Raw genomic sequence first — 21,425 nt, forward strand, 5'->3', positions numbered from 1 at the left:
TCCGTCGTCGTGACATCGATAAGCCTCATGTATCCGTCATTCCCGCAACTGCGAGAATCCATACCGGCAGTCACTTTCGGTCTAAAGCATGCCGATGCGATTATGGATCCCCGCCTTCGCGGGGATGACGGCAAGGCAGGCATAAGGTGCAACGATCAGGCCGCGGCGGCTTCCAGGCCGCGGGGCAGCTTGAAGGAGATCGTTTCACGGTTGGTTTCGACCTCGCGTTCGGTGACGTCGAAATGCTCCGACAGGCGTGCGACGACTTCGCGGACCAATATTTCGGGGGCGGACGCGCCCGCGGTGATGCCGAGTGTCTTGACGCCATCCAGGAAGGACAGGTCGAGCACGTCGGCGCGCTGGATCAGGATCGCGCGCGTGCCCTCGCGTTCCGCCACTTCCACCAGCCGGACGGAGTTGGACGAGTTCGGCGCGCCGATCACCAGCATCGCGTCGCACATGGCGGCGATCGCCTTTACCGCGGTCTGACGGTTCGACGTGGCGTAGCAGATATCGTCGGGACGCGGCGCCTGGATCGCGCTGAAACGCCGTTGCAGCGTGGCGACAACCTCGGCCGTGTCGTCGACCGACAGCGTCGTCTGCGTCAGAAAAGCGATGTTGTTCGGATCGGTCGGTACGAACTTCTCTGCATCCGCTGGCGTTTCGATCAGCGTCATCGCGCCAGGCGGAACCTGACCGAAGGTGCCAATGACTTCGGGATGGCCTGCATGTCCGATGAAGACGATATGCTTGCCCTGCGCGACCAGACGCTCGGCCTGGCGATGCACCTTCGACACTAGGGGACACGTCGCGTCGAGATAGGTTAGGCCGCGATCCTCGGCGGCGGCGGGCACCGATTTGGGCACGCCGTGGGCCGAGAACACCACCGGCACGCCCTGCGGCACGGCGTCCAGATCCTCGACGAAGACGGCGCCTTTCGAGCGCAGCGTGTCCACGACGTATTTATTGTGGACGATCTCATGCCGGACATAGACCGGCGCGCCGTGTTTCTCGATCGCCAGTTCGACGATCCGGATCGCGCGATCCACCCCGGCGCAGAAGCCGCGCGGAGCGGCGATCAGCAATTCGAGCGGTGGTTTTGAAGCGTTGGCCATGGCGCTCGCACTACGCGATTGCTTGCGCGGGCGAAAGCCGGTTCCTATGGTGCGCGCCATTCCCGCGGGGCAGTGCGACGTGCATCCGGCTCCCAACCCTTGAGTTAAGGTGCCTTTACCCGTGACAACCCGGACTTCCCGTCTTCCCGTTTTCCGGGCGCCCGCCATCATTGCATCCGGTATGGCGGTTCTGCTGGCCGGTTGCTCATCGAAGGGCGAGATCGATCTGGCTGGCGGTGTCGGCATCACGTCGGTCCGGTCCGCCTGCCCCAATGTCGGTATTCCGGCATCGACCGGCGACATCACCTTGTTCGATCCGCCGGCCAGCCGCGACGCAGCCGCGATCGACGTGACGGCGGTGATGACGAACGTGCGATCGACGTGCAACGATGTCGGTGCCGACATCCAGACCGACGTGACGTTCGAAATCCGCGCGAGCCGGATTAATGCCGGTGCGGCGCGCGACGTGACGCTGCCGTACTTTATCGCCATCGTTCGTGGCGGAACGGCCGTGACCGCCAAGCGGATCGGTCGCGTTACGCTACATTTCGACGCCGCGCAGTTGCGGGCATCGACGACCGGCCAGGTGACGTCGAGCATCGCGCGATCCGCCGCGACTTTGCCAGAGGACGTGCGAAAGAAACTGACCGAGAAGCGCAAGGCGGGTGACACCGACGCCGCGGTCGATCCGCTGAGCCTGCCGGAAATCCGCCAGGCGGTGAAGAGCGCGAGCTTCGAGGCGCTGGTCGGGTTCCAGCTGACCGACGAGCAGTTGAAGTATAACGCCACGCGCTAATTTGCGGATGTGGTGAGCGCGCGATCCAAACCGATTGACTCGCATGCTGCGCGGCGTCAGACGTTCTGCGTCGATGGCGGGCAACCGGCATGGGCACGCGCGGGAGAGCGCGGGCGGTTCTTTCAGGATCGACCCGCCGCCGAAGGAGCAACCGCCCCGGAATCTCTCAGGCAACCGGACCGCGCGGGCTTAACGACACTCTGGAAAGCGCTTCCGCGCCAGTGGAAGCCACCGAAGGGGTAAGCCGCGCGGCTTTCGCGTGGTCAAAGCTCTCAGGTTCCGTGACAGAGGGGGCAGCGATGCGATGGCGCATAGGCGCTGGCGATTCGTTGCACCCCGGACGGAGACCGATCGATGAGCGACTATAACACTGGCGCCCAACATGATGGCGGGGAAGACGGGCCCGAAATTCAGAACGAACTGTTGCCGCTGGACACGTGGCATAGGGCCAAGGGCGGACGGATGGTTCCGTTCGCGGGCTATGAGATGCCGGTCCAGTACGAAGGCATCATGGCCGAGCATCTGTGGGTGCGCGAGAATGCCGGGCTGTTCGACGTGTCGCACATGGGGCAGCTGTACCTGTCTGGCGACGGGTTGGACGAGGCGATCGAGGCGCTGATTCCGGCGGATGTGAAAAGCCTGAAACTCAACGCGCAGAAATACTCCCTGCTGCTGAACGACGCCGGCGGCATCCTGGACGATCTGATGTTCACGCGCTGGGAAAGCGGCCTGTACATGGTCGTCAACGGCGCAGTGAAGTATGACGACATCACGCATCTTCTGGATCATCTGCCCGACGACATCACGATCAACCATATGTCGGATCAGGCGCTCCTCGCGTTGCAGGGGCCGAAGGCGGTCGATGCCCTGTCGCGGCTCGTTCCGGGGGTGCAGGATCTGGTGTTCATGACCGGTGGCCGGTTCACCTGGCGGCACCAGTCGATCTGGATCAGCCGGTCTGGATATACCGGCGAGGACGGTTTCGAGATTTCGATTCCCGCTGAGGACGTCGCGGGGTTCGCGGATGCGCTGTGCGTCGAACCGGAGGTCAAGCCAATCGGCCTCGGCGCGCGCGATTCGCTGCGGCTCGAGGCGGACTTGCCGCTGTATGGCCACGATCTGGATACGGAAACGACGCCGATCATGGCGGCCCTGGGTTTTGCGGTGGCGAGCAAGCGACGCCGCGAGGAGGCTAATTTCCCCGGTGCGACGCGAATCCTGCAGGAGCGCGAGATCGGGTCCGGCCAGCAAGCGTGTCGGGCTGGTGATCGACGGTCGCCAGCCGGTCCGCGAAGGCGCCGCCGTGGTCGACGAGCATGGCACGCAAGTCGGCAAGGTCACCAGCGGTGGCTTCGCGCCAAGTTTGGGTGCGCCGATCGCGATGGCCTATGTTCCGCTGGCGATGGAAGAGATCGGCACCGTCATTCAGCTTTCGCAGCGCGGCAAGGTGCACACCGGCACCGTCACCGCGATGCCTTTCATTCCCCACCGCTACGTGCGCGCAGCGAAATAAGCAGGAGAGTCGTGAAATGAGCCGCTATTTCACCGAAGACCATGAATGGATCGACGTCGATGGCGATGTCGGCACCGTCGGGATCAGCGAATATGCGCAGGGTCAGCTTGGCGACATCGTTTTCGTCGACGTGCCCGAAGATGGCAAGGAGCTGACCAAGGGCGATGAGGCCGCGGTGGTCAGATCGGTCAAGGCCGCGTCCGACGTCTACTCGCCGGCCAGCGGCACGGTGGTCGAAAGCAATGACGACCTGACTGCGACGCCCGGACTGGTGAACGAAGATCCGGAAGGCGATGGCTGGTTCTACAAGATTACGCTGAGCGACCCGAGCGAACTCGAAAGCCTGATGGACGAGACCGCCTACGCGGCGTTCGTGTCGAAGCTGTAAGTTTATCTCCCCTCCCGCATGCGGGAGGGGTCGGGGGACGGCCCGTCCTGCCATCCGCCGATCGTATCGTGGGACATTCCCTCCCCCAGCCCCTCCCGCCGACGGGAGGGGAGGAGTCGTCTGAATGCGCTATCTGCCCCTGACCGATACCGACCGTGCCGACATGCTGTCCGTGATCGGCGCGTCCTCGATCGACGATCTGTTCGTCGATGTGCCCGAAGCGGCGCGTCTCGACGGACCGATCCATGACCTGCCGATGCATGCCAGCGAACTGGCGGTCGAACGCCACATGACTGCGCTTGCCCGCAAGAATATCGCGGCGGGGGATGGGCCGTTCTTCCTCGGATGCGGGGCCTACCGGCATCATGTACCCGCTAGCGTCGATCACCTGATCCAGCGCGGCGAGTTCCTGACCGCCTATACGCCGTACCAGCCGGAAATCGCGCAGGGCACGTTGCAGATGCTGTTCGAATTCCAGACGCAGGTCGCGCGTCTGCTCGGCACCGACGTGGCGAATGCGTCGATGTACGACGGATCGACGGCATGCTGGGAGGCGATCGGCATGGCGCGGCGCGTGACGAAGCGCGCGAAGGCGATCCTGTCGTCAGGGGTGCATCCGCATTATGTCGCGGTTGCCGAGACGATGGCGAAATTCACTGGGGACGTGCTGGAAACATCGGCACCTAAGCTTTCGGCTGAGGGCGACATTTCGGAATTGATCGCGGCGATCGACGGAGACACGTCGTGTGTCGTCGTGCAGTATCCCGACATTCTGGGCCGTATCGTCGACCTTTCCGAGCTTGCGGCGGCGTGCCAGGCGAAGAAGGCGCTGCTGATCGCGGTCGTCACCGAACCGGTGGCGCTGGGCGCGATCCGTTCGCCGGGTGAGATGGGCGCCGACATTGTTGTGGGCGAAGGGCAGTCGATCGGCGTTGGCCTGCAGTTCGGCGGACCGTATGTCGGGCTGTTCGGGTGCAAGGAGAAATATGTTCGCCAGATGCCGGGCCGACTATGCGGGGAGACGCAGGACGCGGATGGCCGGCGCGGGTTCGTGCTGACGCTGTCGACGCGCGAGCAGCATATCCGCCGCGAGAAGGCGACGTCGAACATCTGCACCAATTCTGGCCTGTGCGCGCTGGCGTTCTCGGTCCACATGACGCTGCTCGGCGAGGCGGGGTTGCGCGCGCTGGCGGCGACCAACCATGCAGGTGCGGTGGCGGCGGCGGAACGGCTGGAGCAGGTTCCGGGCGTGAAGCTGGTGACGCCCGCATTCTTCAACGAATTTACGCTGGACTTGGGGCAGGAAGCGCGGCCGATCGTCCGCGCTTTGGCCGACAGGGGCGTGCTGGCGGGCGTGTCGCTCGGGCGGCTGTATCCGGGTGAGGACGCGCTGGCGAACGGGCTGGTCGTAGCGGTGACGGAAACGACGACGGCAGAGGATGTCGATACCCTTGCCGCCGCATTGCAGGAGGTTCTGGCATGAGCATCAACGCAAGCGGATGGCGCCCGGAAGCGCCGCAGCAGGGCAATAGCGCCGCCCCGACATTTACCGGTAACAAGGCGCTGATGCTGGAAGAGGCGCTGATCTTCGAGATTGGCGACACGACGACGACAGGGGTCGAGGTTGCCGCACCGGTCGAGGTAAAGTCGCGACTGGGCGGGCTGGCGCGCGACACGGCGATCGGCCTGCCGGGGCTGTCGGAACCGGAGACGGTGCGGCATTATACGCGTCTTAGTCGGCAGAATTACGCGATCGACCTGGGCCTGTTCCCGCTCGGCAGCTGCACGATGAAGCACAATCCGCGGCTGAACGAGAAGATGGCGCGCTTGCCGGGCTTTGCCGACGTCCATCCACTCCAGCCGGTCGATACGGTGCAGGGTGCGCTGGAGGTCATCAACGAACTCGCAACGTGGCTGATCAAGCTGACCGGGATGCACGGCGTGGCGATGAGTCCCAAGGCGGGCGCGCATGGTGAGCTTTGCGGCATCCTGTGCATCAAGGCGGCGCTTGAGAAGCGCGGCGAGGGGCATCGCAAGATCGTGCTGGTGCCGGAGAGCGCGCATGGCACCAACCCGGCAACGGCGGCGTTCGCAGGCTTCAAGGTCGAGGATATCCCCGCCGATGCCGATGGCCGGGTCGACACGGCGGCGCTGAAGGCGCGGCTGGGGCCGGACGTGGCGGCGGTGATGATCACCAACCCGAACACCTGCGGCCTGTTCGAGCGCGACCTGAAGGAGATTTCGGACGCGGTGCATGACGCCGGCGGATACGTCTATTGCGACGGCGCGAACTTCAACGCGATCGTCGGCCGGGTGCGGCCGGGCGATCTGGGCGTCGATGCGATGCACATCAACCTGCACAAGACCTTCTCGACCCCGCATGGCGGTGGCGGTCCGGGTTCCGGCCCGGTCGTGCTGTCGGAAGCGCTGAGCCCGTTTGCGCCGCTACCCTATACGGCGCGAACGGCCGACGGCCATGTTCACCTGATCGAGGAAGAGCGCGCCGAGGAATTTTCGGACGAGCATTTCGAAGGCAAGCTCGACAGCTTCGGCCGGATGACCGCGTTTCACGGCCAGATGGGCATGTTCACGCGTGCGCTGACCTACATTTTAAGCCACGGCGCGGACGGCTTGCGTCAGGTCGCCGAGGATGCGGTGCTGAACGCGAACTACGTGCTTCGCAGTCTGGACAAGACGCTGGTCGCCCCGTTCGGTGCGTCGGGGCCGTGCATGCACGAGGCATTGTTCAGCGACGACAACCTTGCCGATGGTTTCTCCACGATCGACGTGGCCAAGGGGCTGATCGACGAGGGGTATCACCCGATGACGATGTACTTCCCGCTGGTTGTCCACGGCGCGATGCTGATCGAGCCGACCGAGACGGAGAGCAAGGCGGCGCTGGACCAGTTCATCGGCGCGCTGCGATCGGTGGCGGAACGCGCCAAGGCGGGCGACACGGCGTTGAAGAGCGCTCCGCATTTCGCCCCCGGTCGCGGCTGGATGAAACGCTAGCGGCGCGCAAGCCGGTGCTGGTGTGGAAGGACGCGCCGCTCGCCGAGGCGGCGGAATAGCGTACGAGGCTGGGAGGCGGGCGATCCTTCAACGAGGGTCGCCCGTACCCGGCCCCTCCCTTTCAGCCCGGGATATGGTATTATGCGCCCTTTCGTGACGGGGAACGCGCATGCAGGGGCAAACGGGCCAATCGAGTGAATGGATCAGCTTCGCGATCACGGCGGTCGTCATCGTCGTCGTCATGGCGCTGCGGTTGCGTGGGATGCGCAGGATGAAACCGTTGCGGCTGGAGACGTTGTGGATCGTCCCCGTGCTCTATTTGATCTTCGCCAGCGTGATGTTCTATGAATTCCCCCGACGGGTATTGCGTGGGCGGTGTGCGCGGTCGCTTTGCTCGCCGGCGCGGCGATCGGCTGGCAACGCGGCAAGATGATGGAAATCCATGTCGATCCCGAGACGCACCGGCTGAACCAGAAAGGGTCGCCCGCGGTGTTGCTGTTCATCGTCGCGCTGATCGTAATCCGCTTCGGCGCCAAGAGCATCCTGGCGGACGGCGGCGGATACGGTTTTCATCTCAACGCGATGGTCGTGACGGATGTGCTGATCGCGCTCGCACTGGGGCTGTTTTCCGCCACGCGGCTGGAAATGTACCTGCGTGCGAAACGCCTTCTGGATGCGGCACGGCGAGGCGGCGCATCGCGCGAGACGCCTGCGGTCTGATCAGCCCTCCACCACGGCTTGTGCGGTTTCGACACGGCGGCGGACATGTTCGCGCCAGACGATGTACAATCCACTGGCGATGATCACCGGCGCGCCGACCCAAGTCCAGGCATCGGGCAGGACGCCGAACACCAGCCAGCCGAACATCGTCGCCCATAACAGGCTGGAATAATCCATCGGTACGACCACCGACACCGGTCCGAAGCGAAGCGCGCCGGTCATCGCGAGTTGCGCAGCCCCGCCCAGCAAACCGACGCCTGCCAGCAGCAGCCACACGAGCGGGGCATGCATCTGCGCGACGATCGCATAGACGATCCCGAGCGGGATGAGCGACAGTGTGGAGAACCAGAAGACGGTGGTCGTCGTGCTTTCGGAGCGGGATAATTTCCGCAACAGGATCGATACGCTGGCGGTCAGGAACGCGGCGCTCAATCCGGTTATCGCGCCGATCAGCGGGAAGTGTCCGGTGCCCGGCTGCGCGACGATCAGCACGCCGGCAAAGCCCATCAATACCGCGCCCCAGCGATGCCAGCCGGTCGGTTCACGCAGGACGATCGCGCCGAGGATCGTCGCGAAGATCGGCATGGTGAAGCCGATCGTCGTCGATTCGGCGAGCGGCAGGGCGAGGATCGTGGTGAAGGTGAGCGCCATTGCGGACAGGCCGATCACCGCGCGCAGGATATGCGCGGGCATTCGTCTGGTCGCCACGGACCGCATTCCCGGCCCGGACGAGATGACCACGACCATCAGCGCCGCAGCGCCCGCCTGACGAAAGAACAGGATTTCGCCAAGCGACGCGCCCGCCGCCTCGCTGAGTTTGATCAGCGTGTTCATCCCGGCGAACAGGAGGACGGACGTCAGGCGCAACGCGACGGCAAGCGGGATCCGGTCGGGGGATGCGGTCGCCATCACGGCCTTTCGTTCCTCCAGCACCGTTGCAGGGTGCACTGGGCTGGTCGCGCCGCTTCTACACATTGGCTGGGCGATTGGCAGCGGGGAGTGGGGGATCGCGTCCGGGGATGGCTTGGGGCGATCGTTCCGCCATCAACCAGCACCCGGCGAACGTGACATCGCCGATCCTTGCCGGATAGTGCGGACGGGCTTAGTGCCTGCGCGCATGATCAAACGCGCACTCCCTGTCACCCGCGAAGCCGATTTCGCCGCCTGGTATCAATCCGTCATCACCGAGGCCGATCTGGCCGAGGAAAGCGGCGTGCGCGGATGCATGGTCATCCGGCCGTGGGGCTATGGCATCTGGGAGCGGATCCAGCGGTTGCTGGACGATCGCATCAAGGCGACCGGGCATGAGAATTGCTATTTCCCGCTGTTCATCCCGCTATCCTATTTCGAGAAGGAAGCGGAGCATGTCGAGGGGTTCGCCAAGGAAATGGCGGTCGTCACGCATCACCGGCTTGTGTCGGACGGAAAGGGCGGACTGACACCGGACCCGACCGCCAAGCTGGAGGAACCCCTGGTCGTCCGGCCCACGTCGGAGACCGTAATCGGGATCGCATTCTCGCGCTGGGTGCAGTCGTGGCGCGACCTGCCCGTGCTGATCAACCAGTGGGCGAACGTGGTACGCTGGGAAATGCGCACGCGGATGTTCCTGCGCACGTCGGAATTCCTGTGGCAGGAAGGGCATACCGCGCACGCGACCGCAGACGAGGCGCGCGAAGAGACGCTGAAGATGCTGGAAGTCTATCGCAGCTTCGCCGAGGACTGCCTCGCGCTGCCCGTCGTGGCGGGCGAGAAGCCCGAGAATGAGCGCTTTCCGGGGGCCGTCGCGACCTATTCGATCGAAGCGATGATGCAGGATGGCAAGGCGCTGCAGGCGGGCACGTCGCACTTCCTGGGCACCAATTTCGCACACGCGCAGAACATCCGGTTCCAGAATGCGGCGGGCGAGCTGGAATTCGCCAATACGACGAGCTGGGGCGTTTCGACGCGGATGATCGGGGGGTCATCATGGTGCATGGCGACGATGACGGGCTGCGCGTGCCGCCAGTGATCGCGCCGTGGCAGGTGGTGATCGTGCCGATGCTGCGCGACCAGCCCGAGGACGAAGAGATCATCGCCTATTGCAAGACGTTGCAGGCGGAACTGGCCAAGCAATCGGCCCTCAGCGAACCGGTGCGTGCGTTGCTCGACCTGAAGTTCGGCAAGGCAGCGACCAAGCGCTGGGGCTGGGTGAAGAAGGGCGCGCCGGTGATTGTCGAGGTCGGCGGGCGCGACGTGGCGGGGGGCAACGTCTCCGTCATTCGCCGCGACCGGCTGTACCGCGAGGACGGCAAGCTGGACAGCGCGGTGGTGGCGAAGACGGATTTCGTCGGCGGCGCGGCGGCGATGCTGGCCGGAATCCAGGAGTCGCTGCACGCGGAGGCGCGGGCGCGGCTGGAGGCGAATATCGTCCCGGCATCCGATTTCGCGAGCGTCGAGGCGCATTTCACGGATGGCCGGAAGAACCCAGGCTGGCTGGAAGTGCAATGGTCGAAGCCGACCGGCGCCGGGCTGGACGCGGTGGTGGAGAAGCTGAAGGCGTTGAAGCTGACGTTGCGCAATGCTCCGATGGATCAGCAGGCGGTCGATGGCCCATGCGTGTTCACCGGCGACCCGGCGGTGGAGCGGGTGCTGGTGGGGCGGAGTTACTGACTCCTCCGGCTTCCGTAGCGGTCAACGTTCCGACGGGACGCAGGCTTTGAGCGGTGCGCAGGCCCGGTCGGCATCCGATTTCGTCGGATAGGGGCCGACCAGCAGGCGCGTGACCGGGCCGGCCTTGACGTAGGATGCGGACCGGCCGGGGAAGCGGGCGGCGACCTGCGACCAGAGCTTGCGGGCGTTCGCCGGATCGCCGAACGCGCCGAGCTGGACACGCCAGCGGCCCGTTGCGGGGACGATCTTCGCAGCGGGTTTTGCCGCGACGCGTAATTTTGCCGGGGCTGCTGCGGTCTTTGCCGCGACCGGGCGGGATGCGGTCGTCGAGGCGACGGCGCGCGGTTCGGCCTGGTCCGCCAGTTCGAGCGGGGGCAGTTCGGTGCGGCGGGAGTCCGCCTCATATTGGCGGGCGAGAAGCATCCCCGCGCGGCGATCCTCCTGCGGAATATACTGGTCCATCTGCGACAGGACCTGCGATGCCTTGGCGATGTCGGCGGCGGAGGAGCGAAGGATGAGCGCATAGGCGCGGGGATAATCGCGAGTGACGCCGTCGCCGTTGAACAGCATCGTGCCGAGCACGAGTTGCGCGCGCGGTTCGCCGCAGGCGACGGCTTTTTCCAGCCACGGCAGCGCTGCGTCGCGGTCTCCGCGGTCGAACAATGCTAGTCCGTAATTGACCTCGGCCTGGGGCAGGCCCTGCACGGCGGCCTTGCGATACCAGCTTTCGGCGAGGCTCATGTCGGTCTGCACGCCGCGTCCGAGCTTGTAGGCCTGGGCGAGGTTGAACTGCGCCTGCGGATCGCCGGCGATCGCGGCGGGACGCCATTCGTCGATCGCGGTGCGATAGTCGCCGGCATTCCACAGGTCGATGCCGTGCTTGACGTCGGCGAAGGCGGACGCGGGTATCGCCGCGGCGAGCAGGGCGAGCGCCATCAACGGGCGAGTGCGCATGACATTCCTATCGACAGACTTCCGACCACGGCCGTCTGCCTACGCGAATGTGGTAAATGCATCGTTACCCGAACCGCGGAATCCCGGATACTTAGCGTGTGCCGTTAACGGCTTCTTGAGAGGTGCCGTGGCATTCAACACCCTGCGAATTGGGGAGTTGTTGGGACACATGCGCGTTCTCGCGATGGCATCACAGAAAGGCGGGTCTGGAAAGACCACGCTATCCGGGCATCTTGCCGTACAGGCTCAACTGGCGGGGGCGGGCCCGGTCGTGCTGATCGATATCGATCCGCAAGGGTCGCTGTCCGACTGGTGGAACGAGCGGGGTGCGGAATATCCCGCCTTCGCGCAAACTACCGTCGCGCGGCTCGCGTCGGACCTAGAGGTGCTGCGTCAGCAGGGCTTCAAGCTGGCGATGATCGACACGCCCCCGGCCATCACGATGGCGATCCAGAGCGTCATAGCGGTGGCGGAACTGATCGTCATCCCAACCCGTCCCAGCCCGCACGATCTGCGCGCCGTCGGCGCGACGGTCGACCTGTGCGAACGCGCGGGGAAGCCGTTGCTGTTCGTCGTCAACGGCGCGACGCCCAAGGCCAAGATCACCAGCGAAGCCGCGGTCGCGCTGTCGCAGCACGGCACGGTGGCACCGGTGACGCTGCATCACCGCACCGATTTCGCGGCATCGATGATCGACGGGCGCACTGTGATGGAATGCGATCCCAAGAGCCGTTCGGCCGGCGAGGTACAGGCCTTGTGGTCGTACATTTCGGACCGGCTGGAGAAGAATTTCCGCCGTACCGTGTTCGCAGCACCGGGTGCGGGCGGATACGTTCCGCAGCGCACCGCCTCTGGCGGCTTCGGCCGCCGGGTCGTGAGCTGAGGAGGGGGTGATGGCAGCAACGCAAAAACCACTCGCGTCCTTGTCCTCCACGTTGCTCGCGCGGAAGGGCACTGCCCGTCCCGCAATGCGGCCGCAGGGATTCGGCGGCTTCGGTGCGCCGCAGGGCGTGCATGACGATCTCGGCTGGAACGATATGGGAGATCCGGACTTCGCGCCGCCGCCCGTCGCCGCGCCCGTTCCGCCGGTACTTGTGCAGCGCGAGGCGTTGCACGAGGAATTCGCGGGGCCCGTGGCTCAAACCGTTCCCGTTCCCGCGCCTCAGTCCCAGCCGGTGATCGAAGCCGAGGCCCCGGCGGTCGTCGCCACGCCGCTCGTGCAGGCGGCGCCGGTAGCACCGCGCAAGTCGGTGTCCGTCGCCACCGCGACGCGAATCGGGAAGGAAACGCGCGCACGGCATAAGAAGGATGCGAAATCGGCATTCACGCTGCGTCTGGACGCCGACCGGCATCTGCTGCTTCGGCTCGCCAGCGCGCTGGAGAACCGGTCCGCGCAGATGCTCGTCACCGACGCATTGGACGCTTTCCTAAGCACTTTGCCCGATGTGGCCGAGCTTGCCAGCCAGGTTCCGACCCGCGCGGCGAAGTGATCACCCGACGACCCGAACCGACGATACAGTCAGGGAATTTCAGATGAAGACCCGCGCATTCCTAACCCTCGGTCTGTCCACCCTCGCCTTTGCGGGATCGATGGCGGCATTCGGCGAAGGCAGCGCCTTTGCCGGTGCGTCGGACCCGACCAAGATGGCGCAGCAGAAGAACGACCTTGCGCGCAAGGCTCTGGCGCGCGGCGATGCGGAGGCGGCGGTGACGTTCGGCGAGGCGGCGGTGACGTACGATCCGGGCATGGTCGGCTATCGCGTGATGCTGGGCCAGGCGTATCTGAAGGCCGGCCGGTTCGTATCCGCCCGCGCAGCGTTCGGCGATGCGCTGGTACTGGAACCGACCAATGGCAAGGCGGCGCTGAACCTGGCGCTGGCCGAGATTGCCGTGGGCGACTGGGACGGCGCGCGGCGGACGCTGGATGCGCATGCCGCGACGATCCCGGTCCGGGACCGTGGCCTGGCGATCGCACTGGCGGGTGACCCTGCGCGCGCGGTCGAATTGCTCGGCACCGCGGTCCGGGCACCCGACGCAGACGCGAAGACGCGACAGAATTTCGCCCTTGCGCTGGCCCTGGCCGGTCGGTGGCAGGACGCAAAGACCGTCGCCGCGATGGACGTCGCCCCGGATCAACTGGACGCCCGCATCCTGCAATGGGCGGCGTTCGCCAACCCGACATCGGCGTCGGATCAGGTCGCATCGCTTCTGGGCGTCGTTCCCGTGGTCGATCCGGGCCAGCCGGTCGCGCTGGCACTGGCTCCGGCGGGCGACCGGAACGTCGCGCTCGCCGCTGCGGTACCGGTCGATACATTCATGCCGAAGGCCCAGCCCGAAGCAAAAGCCCAGCCCGAAGCGATGACCGTCGCGGCGGAACAGACCGGGCCGGTTCCCGAAACGTCCGAGCCGGTCATGGCATCGGTATCCAGCGTCAGCTTCGCGCCGCGTCGCGAGGTGGTGCAGATGCTACCGGCGCGGGCGGTGAACAGTGTCGCGGCGAAGATCCAGCCGACGTCTGCGGATGCGATCATCGCACGGTCGAAGTCAGCGGCGGCCGCCTTCGTCGTTGCAAAGCCCAAGTTTGCGCCGGGCGCTACAGTAGCCCCGGCCAAGGGCGGTTATTTCGTTCAGCTTGGTGCGTTCGAGAATGCCGCCGTCGCAAAGGATGCGTGGGTCCGGGCACGCCGCGTTGCGACCTTCGGTGGACAGGCGCCGTCGGGTGTGAACTTCGCAAGCAAGACGGGCACATTCTATCGCTTGTCGGTCGGCGGCTTCGCACGCGGCGAAGCGGATGCAATGTGCCGGACCTATCGTGCGAAGGGCGGCAAATGCTTCGTCCGCGCCGGGGCGGGCGACAGCGCCGCGGCGTGGCTAAAGGCGCCTGTGGCGACGCTCAAGCGTCCGGCCATGGTGGCTGGTACGTCGGGATCGAAGGGCAGCCGAAAGGGCTGACCGGCACGGGCGGTCAGACCAAAGCGGTCCCGCCTTTCCACAGCCGCAGCACCTTGCCCTGCACCGGCAGGCCGTCGAACGGCGTGTTTCCGGCCAACGCAACCATCTTGTCGCCATCGACCAGCCACGGTGCGCCCGCGTCGAACAGCATCAGATCGGCGGGCATGCCGACGCCAAGCGTCCCGGTTTCTAGCCCGAGGATGCGCGCGGGGGTGGCGGACAGCATCGTCACCAGCCGTTCCAGCGTGATCACACCGTCCCGCACCATACCGAGCGACAGCGCGAGCAATGTCTCGGCCCCAGCCATGCCGTTGGCCGAATCGGCGAAGGGCAGGCGCTTTTCCTCCGGACCCCGCGGGTCGTGGCCCGAACACAGGATATCGATCGTCCCGTCCGCCAATGCGGCAAGGCACGCCTGACGATCGGCTTCGTCTCGCAGCGGCGGCGACAGATGCGTGAAGGTGCGGAAATCCGTCATCGCGATATCCGACAGCAGCAAATGCGCGGGCGTGATTCCGCACGAGACGTGAACGCCGCGCCGCTTGGCCGCGCGGATCAGATCGAAGCCCGCCGCCGTGGTGACCTGACGGAAGTGCAGTCTTGCGCCGGTATCCTCCGCCAGCATCAGGTCGCGCGCGATGGCGAGCGGTTCGGCCAGCGCGGGCGCGGAGGGCAGACCCATCCGGGTCGCGGTTTCGCCTGCCGTGGCGACGGCGGTGCCGATGATGCCGCCATCTTCCGCCTGTGCGACGACGGTCAGGCCAAGATCGCCGGCATAGGCCAGCACTTTGCGCATCACGCCCGAATCCGCAATCCAGCGTTCGCCGGTGCCGACCGCCTTCGCGCCGGCGGCTGCGTTCATCGCCATTTCGGCCAGATCCTTGCCGGCCAGACCGCGGGTGGCGCCCGCGATCGGGTGGATCCATAGCCCGGGGCGGCCGATCAACGCGGCACGCTGCACCACGCCCGGTTCGTCCAGCACCGGCGTCTGGTCCGGCATCAGCCCGACGCGGACGATGCCGCCGGCGTGGAAGGCGGGAATGTCGATCGTGAAGACGCCCAGATCGATGATCGCGGGCGCCAGTGTCTTGCCCCGGCAATCGATCGTCGGGACGTCGCCAGGAATTTCGAACGTGCCGGTCGCCACGATCTCGCCATTGCGGACGAGCACGCCGCCCCGGCTGGTTCCTGCTGCAGGACAGACGAGTTCTGCGTTCAGCAGCGCGACATCGCGGCTCATGCCCAGCCCTCCACGCCGCGCGCCCGGCGGGTCAATACGTCGAGGCAGGCCATGCGGACGGCGACGCCCATCTCCACCTGTTCGGTGATCGCGGACTGTTCGGCATGATCGGCGACGGCGGAATCGATCTCGACCCCGCGATTCATCGGCCCGGGATGCATGACGAGCGCGCCGGGTTTCGCCTTGTCGAGGCGCTTGAGCGTCAGGCCGTAGCGCATGTGGAATTCGCGGTTCGAAGGCACGAAGCCACCCGCCATCCGCTCGTTCTGCAGCCGCAGCATCATGACGACGTCCGCCCCCTCCAGCGCGGCGTCGAAATCGGTGAAGGGCGTGACGCCCATCCGCTCGATCCCGGCAGGCATCAATGTTGAAGGCGCGCAGACGCGGACATCCGCGGCGAGCGCAGTAAGCGCCAGAATGTTCGACCGGGCAACGCGGCTGTGCAGTACGTCGCCGCAAATCACCACGCGCTGGTTGTGCACGCTGCCCCGGCGGCGGCGGATCGTCAGCGCATCGAGCAATGCCTGGGTCGGATGTTCGTGCGATCCGTCGCCTGCGTTCAACACCGGGCAATCGACCTTGTCCGCGATCAGCCGGACTGCGCCCGACGATCCGTGCCGGATGACGATCACGTCGGCGCGCATCGCGTTCAGCGTCATCGCGGTGTCGATCAGCGTCTCGCCCTTCTTCACGCTGGATTGGGCGGCATGCATGTTGACGACATCGGCGCGCAGGCGTTTGCCGGCGATCTCGAACGACAGCAGGGTGCGCGTGCTGTTTTCGAAAAAGGCGTTGATCTGCGTGAGACCGCGCAGGCGCTTGTCGTTCTTTTTGGTCGACCGGTTCGATCTCGACCCAGTGTTCCGCCTCGTCGAGCAGGAAGGTGATCTCATGCGGCATCAGGCCGGCAATGCCGGTCAGATGCCGGTGCGGGAAAACGGCGCTGCCCGGAAGGAGCGTCGCGGGGCTGTGATCCGATGCTGACATTAAGCCTGCGCGGTAACGGCGGCGGGGCTGGCGCGCAAGGTGCGGGGTGGGGGGCAGTGCGCTCAGCCGATCGTCACCAGCGCATCGATCGCGCCTTGCAGGATGTAAGCGGCGGCCATCTTGTCGACCAGTTCGGCACGCTTCGCGCGGGAGGCGTCCTGTTCGATCAGCGTGCGGGTGACGGCCTGGGTGGACCAGCGTTCGTCCCACATCAGGATCGGCAGGTTCAGATCCTCCATGTTGCGGGCAAAGGCGCGGCTCGACTGGCTGCGCGGGCTTTCGCTGCCGTCGAGGTGGAGCGGCAGGCCGATGACGATGCCGGTCACGCGCTGCTCCGCGATCAGTTGCGCGAGGGCGGTCTTGTCCTTCTGGAACTTGGTCCGGCGGATGAGCAAAGCGGGGGAGGCGAAGCTCCAGCCGGCATCGCACAAGGCCGTGCCGATCGTCTTCGTGCCGACGTCCAATCCGATCAGCCGCCCGGCGTTGGGCAGCGCGGCGTGGAAGGCGAGGCGATCCGTCGTGATCACCGGGCCGCCTCGAACGCCGCCAGCCGCCGTGCGACGTCGGCGCGGACGTTCACCCAGAACAGGCTGTAATCGTAGACGTGGTAGTTGTTGCCGGGCAGCACGTAATTGCCCATCGCGGGCGGCTCCCCGATCAGCAGGAAGCCACGCGGATCGCAGCGCGCCGGCACCGCACCCGCCTGTACCTGCGCGGTGTCCAGCTTCGCGGATGGAATGAGTGTGCCGAGGTTCGCCTGTGCCGGAGCCTTGGCATTGGCGGTTCCGGTCAGCGGGTTGGTGCAGACCATCGGCGTGCCGCGGCGCGATCGGCCGTCGAAGCCGGTCGTGCGGTCGTATGTGTCGAGGATCATCTTCGGATCGGCGGGCTCGGCGAAGCTTTGCCAGGACAGGATGCAGCCGGCCTGATCCGCCCGCGCGCATTCGGGCAGGCCCAGCGCGGTCAGATCGGTGGTGCGCGACACCGGCCAGCCGACGACATAGGCCGCGACGATGCGCTTCGCCAAAGGGGTGCCGGCAATCTTCTGGCGAAGCAGGCGGGTAAGGTGGAGCGCGCCCTGGCTGTGTCCGGCAAGGATGATCGGGCGATCGCCCGCTTCCTTCACGAACTGGTCGAACGCGGCGGATATGTCGCCATATGCAAGGTCGAGCGCCTGATTGGCGGCGGCGGCATCGGTCAGGAACGCGCCGAACGTCGCCTGGCGATAGCGCGGCGACCAGATCGCGCCGCTGCCGTTGAACGCAGTCGCCTGACCACGCAGGAACAGTTCCGCGCGGGCATTCGTCTCCGCATCGTCCAGCTTCGCATTCCAGTGCTTCGTGCCAAGAAACGATGTCGGGTGGATGTAGAAGACCGCGGCCGGCGCCTTTGGATCCGGCTTGTACCCCGGCGGCGTCCAGCGCGCCGCATCGGTCGCGCGGCGAGGGTAAGCGGGCCACATCTTCGGATCGGCATAGGCATTGGCCGCGACCGGAGCCTGCGATCCGAACTGCGCGGAGGGCACCGCCCACCAGCGGATGATCTCCACGCCGTAGAGACGGTAGGCGAAGGCGCCGGCGATCGTCAGCACGACGAGACATGCGAAGACATAGAGGAACTTGCGGGCCACCGTCGAACTCCATGATGCGGCGCGGCGATACGGTTGCGCGGCATGCGGCGAAATCCGTGCCGCATCGCTGCGGGCCTTGCAATCCGGAACGGGCGGCGGGTTCCGGCGGGCGGAAGCGTTCGAATAGGTTGCGCGGGCGCGGCGCGCTCTGCTAGCCGCGCGTCATGTCAGTAGATATCGCAACCGTGAAGAAGATCGCGAGCCTTGCCCGCATCGCGATCACCGAGGAAGAGGCCGCGCGGATTGCGCCGGAACTCGACAACATCATGGGCTGGATCGAGCAATTGGGCGAGGTGGACACGTCCGACGTCGCGCCGATGACCGCGGTGATCCCGAACCATCTGCGGCTGCGCGACGATGTCGTCACCGATGGCGGCGTCCGCGATGCCGTCCTGTCCAACGCGCCCCAAGCCGAACACGGCTTCTTCACCGTGCCGAAGGTGATCGAATAATGACCGAACTGACAAATCTGGGCGTCGCCGCGATCCGCGACGGCGTGCGCGAGGGAACGTTCTCCGCGCGGGAAGTGGCGGAGGCATTCAACGCGAACGTCGCCAAGGCGAAGGTGCTGAACGCGTTTCTGGTCGAGACGCCGGACCACGCGCTTGCCGCCGCCGATGCCGCCGACGCCGCACGTGCCGCTGGCGAAACGCCGAAGCCGCTGGCGGGCGTGCCGATCGGGATGAAGGACCTGTTCTGCACCAAGGGCGTCCCCTCGACCGCGGCGAGCCTGATTTTGGAGGGCTTTACCCCGCCCTATGAATCGACCGTTTCCGGCAAGCTGTGGGACGCGGGCGCGGGGATGCTCGGCAAGCTGAACATGGACCAGTTCGCGATGGGATCGTCGAACGAGACGTCGGCGTTCGGCAACGTCATCTCGCCGTGGCGGCGCAACGATGGCGGTAATGCCGCACTGGCGCCGGGTGGATCGTCGGGCGGGTCTTCCGCCGCGATCGCTGCGCGGTTGTGCCCCGCGGCGACCGGCACCGATACGGGCGGCTCGATCCGCCAGCCGGCGGCATTCGTCGGGATTTCCGGGATCAAGCCGACCTATGGCCGCTGCTCGCGCTGGGGCGTCGTGGCGTTCGCATCGTCGCTCGACCAGGCGGGGCCGATGGCGCGCGACGTGCGCGATTGCGCGATCATGCTGGAGGCGATGTCCGGGTTCGATCCGAAGGACGCAACGTCACTGGATCTCGCCGTGCCCAAATGGGAAGCGGGATTGTCGGGCGACCTTCGCGGCAAGCGGATCGGTATCCCCAAGGAATACCGCGTCGACAACATGCCCGCCGAGATCGACGCGCTGTGGCAGCAGGGGATCGCCTGGGCAAAGGATGCGGGCGCGGAGATCGTCGAGGTCTCCCTGCCGCACACCAAATATGCGCTGCCGGCCTATTACATCATCGCCCCGGCCGAGGCGTCGTCCAACCTCGCGCGCTATGACGGCGTGCGCTACGGCCTGCGCGACCTGCCAGAGGGGGCGGGGTTGCAGGACATGTACGCCGCAACGCGCGCCGCTGGCTTCGGACCGGAGGTGAAGCGCCGCATCATGATCGGCACCTACGTGTTGTCCGCGGGCTTCTACGACGCATATTTCACGCAGGCGTCGAAGGTCCGGGCGCTCATCGCGCGCGATTTCGACCGGGCATGGGAACAGTGCGACCTGCTGCTGACCCCGACCGCACCAAGCGCCGCCTTCGCGCTGGGAGAGAAGAGTGCGGACCCGATCGCCATGTATCTGAACGACGTCTTCACCGTGCCGTCCTCGCTCGCCGGCCTGCCCGCGATGAGCGTGCCGGGCGGGCTGGATTCGAATGGCTTGCCGCTGGGGCTGCAGATCATCGGCAAGGCACTGGACGAACAGGGCGTGCTGAACGCCGGACTGGCACTGGAAGAACGCGCCGGGTTTACCGCGCGGGCGGAGGCTTGGTGGTGAGCGCATATACTCTTCGCGGCAATACCGGCGATTGGGAGGTCGTGGTCGGCCTCGAAGTCCATGCGCAGGTCACGTCCAACGCCAAGCTGTTTTCGGGCGCGGCGACCGAATTCGGGGCAGAGCCGAATACGCAGGTCAGCCTCGTCGATGCGGCAATGCCCGGCATGCTTCCGGTGCCGAACCGCGAGTGCATCCGGCAGGCGGTGCGGACCGGCATGGCGATCGATGCGCAGATCAACACCTGGTCCCGCTTCGACCGGAAGAACTATTTCTACGCCGATCTTCCGCAGGGCTATCAGATCAGCCAGCTCTATCATCCGCTGGTGGGCGAGGGCGCGATCGACATCAGCCTGGACGAGAAGAACCCCGATGCCAGTGGCAAGCGCATCGGCGTCGAACGCATCCATGTCGAGCAGGATGCCGGCAAGCTGATGCACGACCAGCATCCGACCCGCTCCTATGTCGATCTCAACCGGTCGGGCGTGGCACTGATGGAAATCGTGTCGAAGCCGGATCTGGCCTCGCCGGCCGAGGCGGGGGCATATCTGCGCAAGCTGCGCGCCATCCTGCGTTATGTCGGGTCGTGCGACGGCAATATGGAAGAGGGGTCGATGCGCGCCGACGTTAATGTCAGCGTGCGTCGTCCGGGCGAGCCGCTGGGCACACGGACCGAGACGAAGAACGTCAATTCGGTGCGCTTCGTCATGGCGGTGGTCGAGCAGGAGGCCAAGCGCCAGATCGAAGTGATCGAGGATGGCGGCAAGATCGTTCAAGAAACGCGTCTGTACGATCCCGATCGCAACGAGACGCGGTCGATGCGGTCGAAGGAAGACGCGCACGATTACCGCTACTTCCCCGATCCCGACCTGTTGCCGCTGGAACTCGACCAGGCGTTTCTGGACGAATGCCGCGCGAGCCTGCCCGAACTGCCCGATGCCAAGCGTGCGCGGTACGAGGCGCTGGGCGTCACGCCCTATCATGCCGCAGTGCTGACCGCGGAGGTCGAGAATGCGCGCTGGTTCGACAGTCTGCTGGAAACGGGCGCGAAGCCGGTCGCCGCGGCGAACTGGGTCACGTCCGAACTGTTCGGCGCGCTCAACCGGCTGGGGAAGGATATCGGCAGCTCCCCGATCACGCCCGACGGCGCGGCGGAACTGCTCGCCCTGGTTGCGGACGGCACGTTGTCGGGCAGTCTCGCCAAGCAGGTGTTCGAGATCATGCTGGAGACCGGGCAGGGCGCCGGTGCCGTGGTCGAGGAGCGCGGCCTGAAACAGACCAGCGATACGGGCGAGATCGAAAAGGTGATCGCCAACGTGATGGCCGCAAACGCCGACAAGGTCGCCGATTACCGCGGCGGGAAGGACAAACTGTTCGGATTCTTCGTCGGCCAGACGATGAAGGCGATGGGCGGCAAGGCCAATCCGGGCGTCGTCAACGACTTGCTGAAGACTGCCTTGGGATAAGGCCGGTATCAGCAGGACGAGAGTTTCGATCCTCTTGCGGCGCCCGCGCGCGGCATTATTCTGATCCCCG

At 65.9% G+C, this 21,425-nt stretch carries 17 protein-coding genes, 4 pseudogenes and 1 riboswitch; of the genes and pseudogenes, 14 read left to right on the forward strand and 7 right to left on the reverse strand.

What is annotated here, in order from left to right:
- Positions 1 to 155: 155 nt before the first annotated feature.
- Complete coding sequence (gene ispH, locus H5J25_RS05525) at positions 156 to 1,115, reverse strand: 4-hydroxy-3-methylbut-2-enyl diphosphate reductase (protein WP_202095101.1); 960 nt, start codon at positions 1,113 to 1,115, stop codon at positions 156 to 158.
- A gap of 181 nt (positions 1,116 to 1,296) precedes the next feature.
- On the opposite strand from ispH, the gene H5J25_RS05530 reads away from it, so the two are divergent.
- The 7 genes and pseudogenes from H5J25_RS05530 (at position 1,297) to H5J25_RS20580 (ending at position 7,544) form a co-directional block, all read left to right on the forward strand.
- On the forward strand, positions 1,297 to 1,911 hold the full coding sequence (locus tag H5J25_RS05530; protein ID WP_202095102.1) for a hypothetical protein: 615 nt from the start codon (positions 1,297 to 1,299) through the stop codon (positions 1,909 to 1,911).
- 90 nt (positions 1,912 to 2,001) lie between these two features.
- Positions 2,002 to 2,103, forward strand: a riboswitch (glycine riboswitch).
- Positions 2,104 to 2,265: 162 nt separating this feature from the next.
- A pseudogene (gcvT, locus tag H5J25_RS05535) lies at positions 2,266 to 3,424 on the forward strand (glycine cleavage system aminomethyltransferase GcvT).
- 16 nt (positions 3,425 to 3,440) lie between these two features.
- Positions 3,441 to 3,812, forward strand: coding sequence for a glycine cleavage system protein GcvH (gcvH, locus tag H5J25_RS05540; protein WP_202095103.1), 372 nt, complete (start codon positions 3,441 to 3,443; stop codon positions 3,810 to 3,812).
- Between the two features lie 124 nt (positions 3,813 to 3,936).
- On the forward strand, positions 3,937 to 5,295 hold the full coding sequence (gcvPA, locus tag H5J25_RS05545; protein WP_202095104.1) for an aminomethyl-transferring glycine dehydrogenase subunit GcvPA: 1,359 nt from the start codon (positions 3,937 to 3,939) through the stop codon (positions 5,293 to 5,295).
- A pseudogene (gene gcvPB, locus H5J25_RS05550) lies at positions 5,292 to 6,883 on the forward strand (aminomethyl-transferring glycine dehydrogenase subunit GcvPB). Before gcvPA ends, gcvPB begins: the two are co-directional and overlap by 4 nt.
- Before the next feature lie 110 nt (positions 6,884 to 6,993).
- The gene (locus tag H5J25_RS20575; protein ID WP_225883375.1) at positions 6,994 to 7,257 is read left to right on the forward strand and encodes a hypothetical protein; all 264 of its coding nucleotides are present in this window, start codon (positions 6,994 to 6,996) and stop codon (positions 7,255 to 7,257) included.
- Positions 7,200 to 7,544, forward strand: coding sequence for a cytochrome c biogenesis protein CcdC (locus tag H5J25_RS20580; RefSeq protein WP_263973960.1), 345 nt, complete (start codon positions 7,200 to 7,202; stop codon positions 7,542 to 7,544). The genes H5J25_RS20575 and H5J25_RS20580 overlap by 58 nt, the downstream gene beginning before the upstream one ends.
- On the opposite strand, the gene H5J25_RS05560 is transcribed toward H5J25_RS20580, so the two are convergent.
- Entirely contained in the window at positions 7,545 to 8,453 is a 909-nt protein-coding gene (locus H5J25_RS05560) for a DMT family transporter (RefSeq protein ID WP_202096034.1), read from the reverse strand.
- 208 nt (positions 8,454 to 8,661) lie between these two features.
- Here H5J25_RS05560 and H5J25_RS05565 point away from each other — a divergent pair.
- Positions 8,662 to 10,193, forward strand: a pseudogene (locus tag H5J25_RS05565) (aminoacyl--tRNA ligase-related protein).
- A gap of 21 nt (positions 10,194 to 10,214) precedes the next feature.
- Here H5J25_RS05565 and H5J25_RS05570 read toward each other — a convergent pair.
- On the reverse strand, positions 10,215 to 11,147 hold the full coding sequence (locus H5J25_RS05570; protein ID WP_202095105.1) for an SPOR domain-containing protein: 933 nt from the start codon (positions 11,145 to 11,147) through the stop codon (positions 10,215 to 10,217).
- A gap of 169 nt (positions 11,148 to 11,316) precedes the next feature.
- Between H5J25_RS05570 and H5J25_RS05575 the strand changes: the two genes are divergently transcribed.
- Genes H5J25_RS05575 through H5J25_RS05585 form a run of 3 tightly spaced genes read left to right on the forward strand, consistent with a single transcriptional unit; the run spans position 11,317 to position 14,099 of the window.
- Positions 11,317 to 12,030, forward strand: a complete 714-nt coding sequence (locus tag H5J25_RS05575) for a ParA family protein (RefSeq protein WP_202095106.1) — start codon at positions 11,317 to 11,319, stop codon at positions 12,028 to 12,030.
- Positions 12,031 to 12,040: 10 nt separating this feature from the next.
- Complete coding sequence (locus H5J25_RS05580) at positions 12,041 to 12,637, forward strand: hypothetical protein (RefSeq protein WP_202095107.1); 597 nt, start codon at positions 12,041 to 12,043, stop codon at positions 12,635 to 12,637.
- Between the two features lie 43 nt (positions 12,638 to 12,680).
- On the forward strand, positions 12,681 to 14,099 hold the full coding sequence (locus H5J25_RS05585) for a tetratricopeptide repeat protein (protein ID WP_202095108.1): 1,419 nt from the start codon (positions 12,681 to 12,683) through the stop codon (positions 14,097 to 14,099).
- A gap of 13 nt (positions 14,100 to 14,112) precedes the next feature.
- Here H5J25_RS05585 and H5J25_RS05590 read toward each other — a convergent pair whose 3' ends face one another.
- The 4 genes and pseudogenes from H5J25_RS05590 to H5J25_RS05605 form a co-directional block, all read right to left on the reverse strand.
- Entirely contained in the window at positions 14,113 to 15,339 is a 1,227-nt protein-coding gene (locus H5J25_RS05590; RefSeq protein WP_202095109.1) for a dihydroorotase, read from the reverse strand.
- A pseudogene (locus H5J25_RS05595) lies at positions 15,336 to 16,326 on the reverse strand (aspartate carbamoyltransferase catalytic subunit). The gene H5J25_RS05590 and the pseudogene H5J25_RS05595 overlap by 4 nt, the downstream one beginning before the upstream one ends.
- 62 nt (positions 16,327 to 16,388) lie before the next feature.
- Complete coding sequence (ruvX, locus tag H5J25_RS05600; protein WP_202095110.1) at positions 16,389 to 16,853, reverse strand: Holliday junction resolvase RuvX; 465 nt, start codon at positions 16,851 to 16,853, stop codon at positions 16,389 to 16,391.
- Complete coding sequence (locus H5J25_RS05605; RefSeq protein WP_202095111.1) at positions 16,850 to 17,956, reverse strand: DUF3089 domain-containing protein; 1,107 nt, start codon at positions 17,954 to 17,956, stop codon at positions 16,850 to 16,852. The genes ruvX and H5J25_RS05605 overlap by 4 nt, the downstream gene beginning before the upstream one ends.
- Positions 17,957 to 18,120: 164 nt before the next feature.
- On the opposite strand from H5J25_RS05605, the gene gatC reads away from it, so the two are divergent.
- From gatC to gatB, 3 genes are read left to right on the forward strand one after another with little or no spacing between them, the layout of a single operon-like run.
- Positions 18,121 to 18,408 (forward strand): Asp-tRNA(Asn)/Glu-tRNA(Gln) amidotransferase subunit GatC, encoded by a 288-nt coding sequence (gene gatC, locus H5J25_RS05610; protein WP_202095112.1) that lies wholly within the window; start codon positions 18,121 to 18,123, stop codon positions 18,406 to 18,408.
- Positions 18,408 to 19,892: an Asp-tRNA(Asn)/Glu-tRNA(Gln) amidotransferase subunit GatA gene (gene gatA / locus H5J25_RS05615; protein WP_202095113.1), complete on the forward strand. Its 1,485-nt coding sequence runs from the start codon at positions 18,408 to 18,410 to the stop codon at positions 19,890 to 19,892. The genes gatC and gatA overlap by 1 nt, the downstream gene beginning before the upstream one ends.
- Positions 19,883 to 21,355, forward strand: coding sequence for an Asp-tRNA(Asn)/Glu-tRNA(Gln) amidotransferase subunit GatB (gene gatB / locus H5J25_RS05620; protein WP_404829583.1), 1,473 nt, complete (start codon positions 19,883 to 19,885; stop codon positions 21,353 to 21,355). Before gatA ends, gatB begins: the two co-directional genes overlap by 10 nt.
- Positions 21,356 to 21,425 lie beyond the last annotated feature (70 nt).

The organism is Sphingomonas aliaeris (assembly GCF_016743815.1).
Classification (GTDB): domain Bacteria; phylum Pseudomonadota; class Alphaproteobacteria; order Sphingomonadales; family Sphingomonadaceae; genus Sphingomonas; species Sphingomonas aliaeris.

Coding starts and splice junctions, on each gene's coding strand:
- ispH (WP_202095101.1), bottom strand. CDS start 1,115: ATGGCCAACGCTTCAAAACCACCGCTCGAATTGCTGATCGCCGCTCCG.
- H5J25_RS05530 (WP_202095102.1), top strand. CDS start 1,297: ATGGCGGTTCTGCTGGCCGGTTGCTCATCGAAGGGCGAGATCGATCTG.
- gcvH (WP_202095103.1), top strand. CDS start 3,441: ATGAGCCGCTATTTCACCGAAGACCATGAATGGATCGACGTCGATGGC.
- gcvPA (WP_202095104.1), top strand. CDS start 3,937: ATGCGCTATCTGCCCCTGACCGATACCGACCGTGCCGACATGCTGTCC.
- H5J25_RS20575 (WP_225883375.1), top strand. CDS start 6,994: ATGCAGGGGCAAACGGGCCAATCGAGTGAATGGATCAGCTTCGCGATC.
- H5J25_RS05560 (WP_202096034.1), bottom strand. CDS start 8,453: ATGGCGACCGCATCCCCCGACCGGATCCCGCTTGCCGTCGCGTTGCGC.
- H5J25_RS05570 (WP_202095105.1), bottom strand. CDS start 11,147: ATGCGCACTCGCCCGTTGATGGCGCTCGCCCTGCTCGCCGCGGCGATA.
- H5J25_RS05575 (WP_202095106.1), top strand. CDS start 11,317: ATGCGCGTTCTCGCGATGGCATCACAGAAAGGCGGGTCTGGAAAGACC.
- H5J25_RS05580 (WP_202095107.1), top strand. CDS start 12,041: ATGGCAGCAACGCAAAAACCACTCGCGTCCTTGTCCTCCACGTTGCTC.
- H5J25_RS05585 (WP_202095108.1), top strand. CDS start 12,681: ATGAAGACCCGCGCATTCCTAACCCTCGGTCTGTCCACCCTCGCCTTT.
- H5J25_RS05590 (WP_202095109.1), bottom strand. CDS start 15,339: ATGAGCCGCGATGTCGCGCTGCTGAACGCAGAACTCGTCTGTCCTGCA.
- gatC (WP_202095112.1), top strand. CDS start 18,121: ATGTCAGTAGATATCGCAACCGTGAAGAAGATCGCGAGCCTTGCCCGC.
- gatA (WP_202095113.1), top strand. CDS start 18,408: ATGACCGAACTGACAAATCTGGGCGTCGCCGCGATCCGCGACGGCGTG.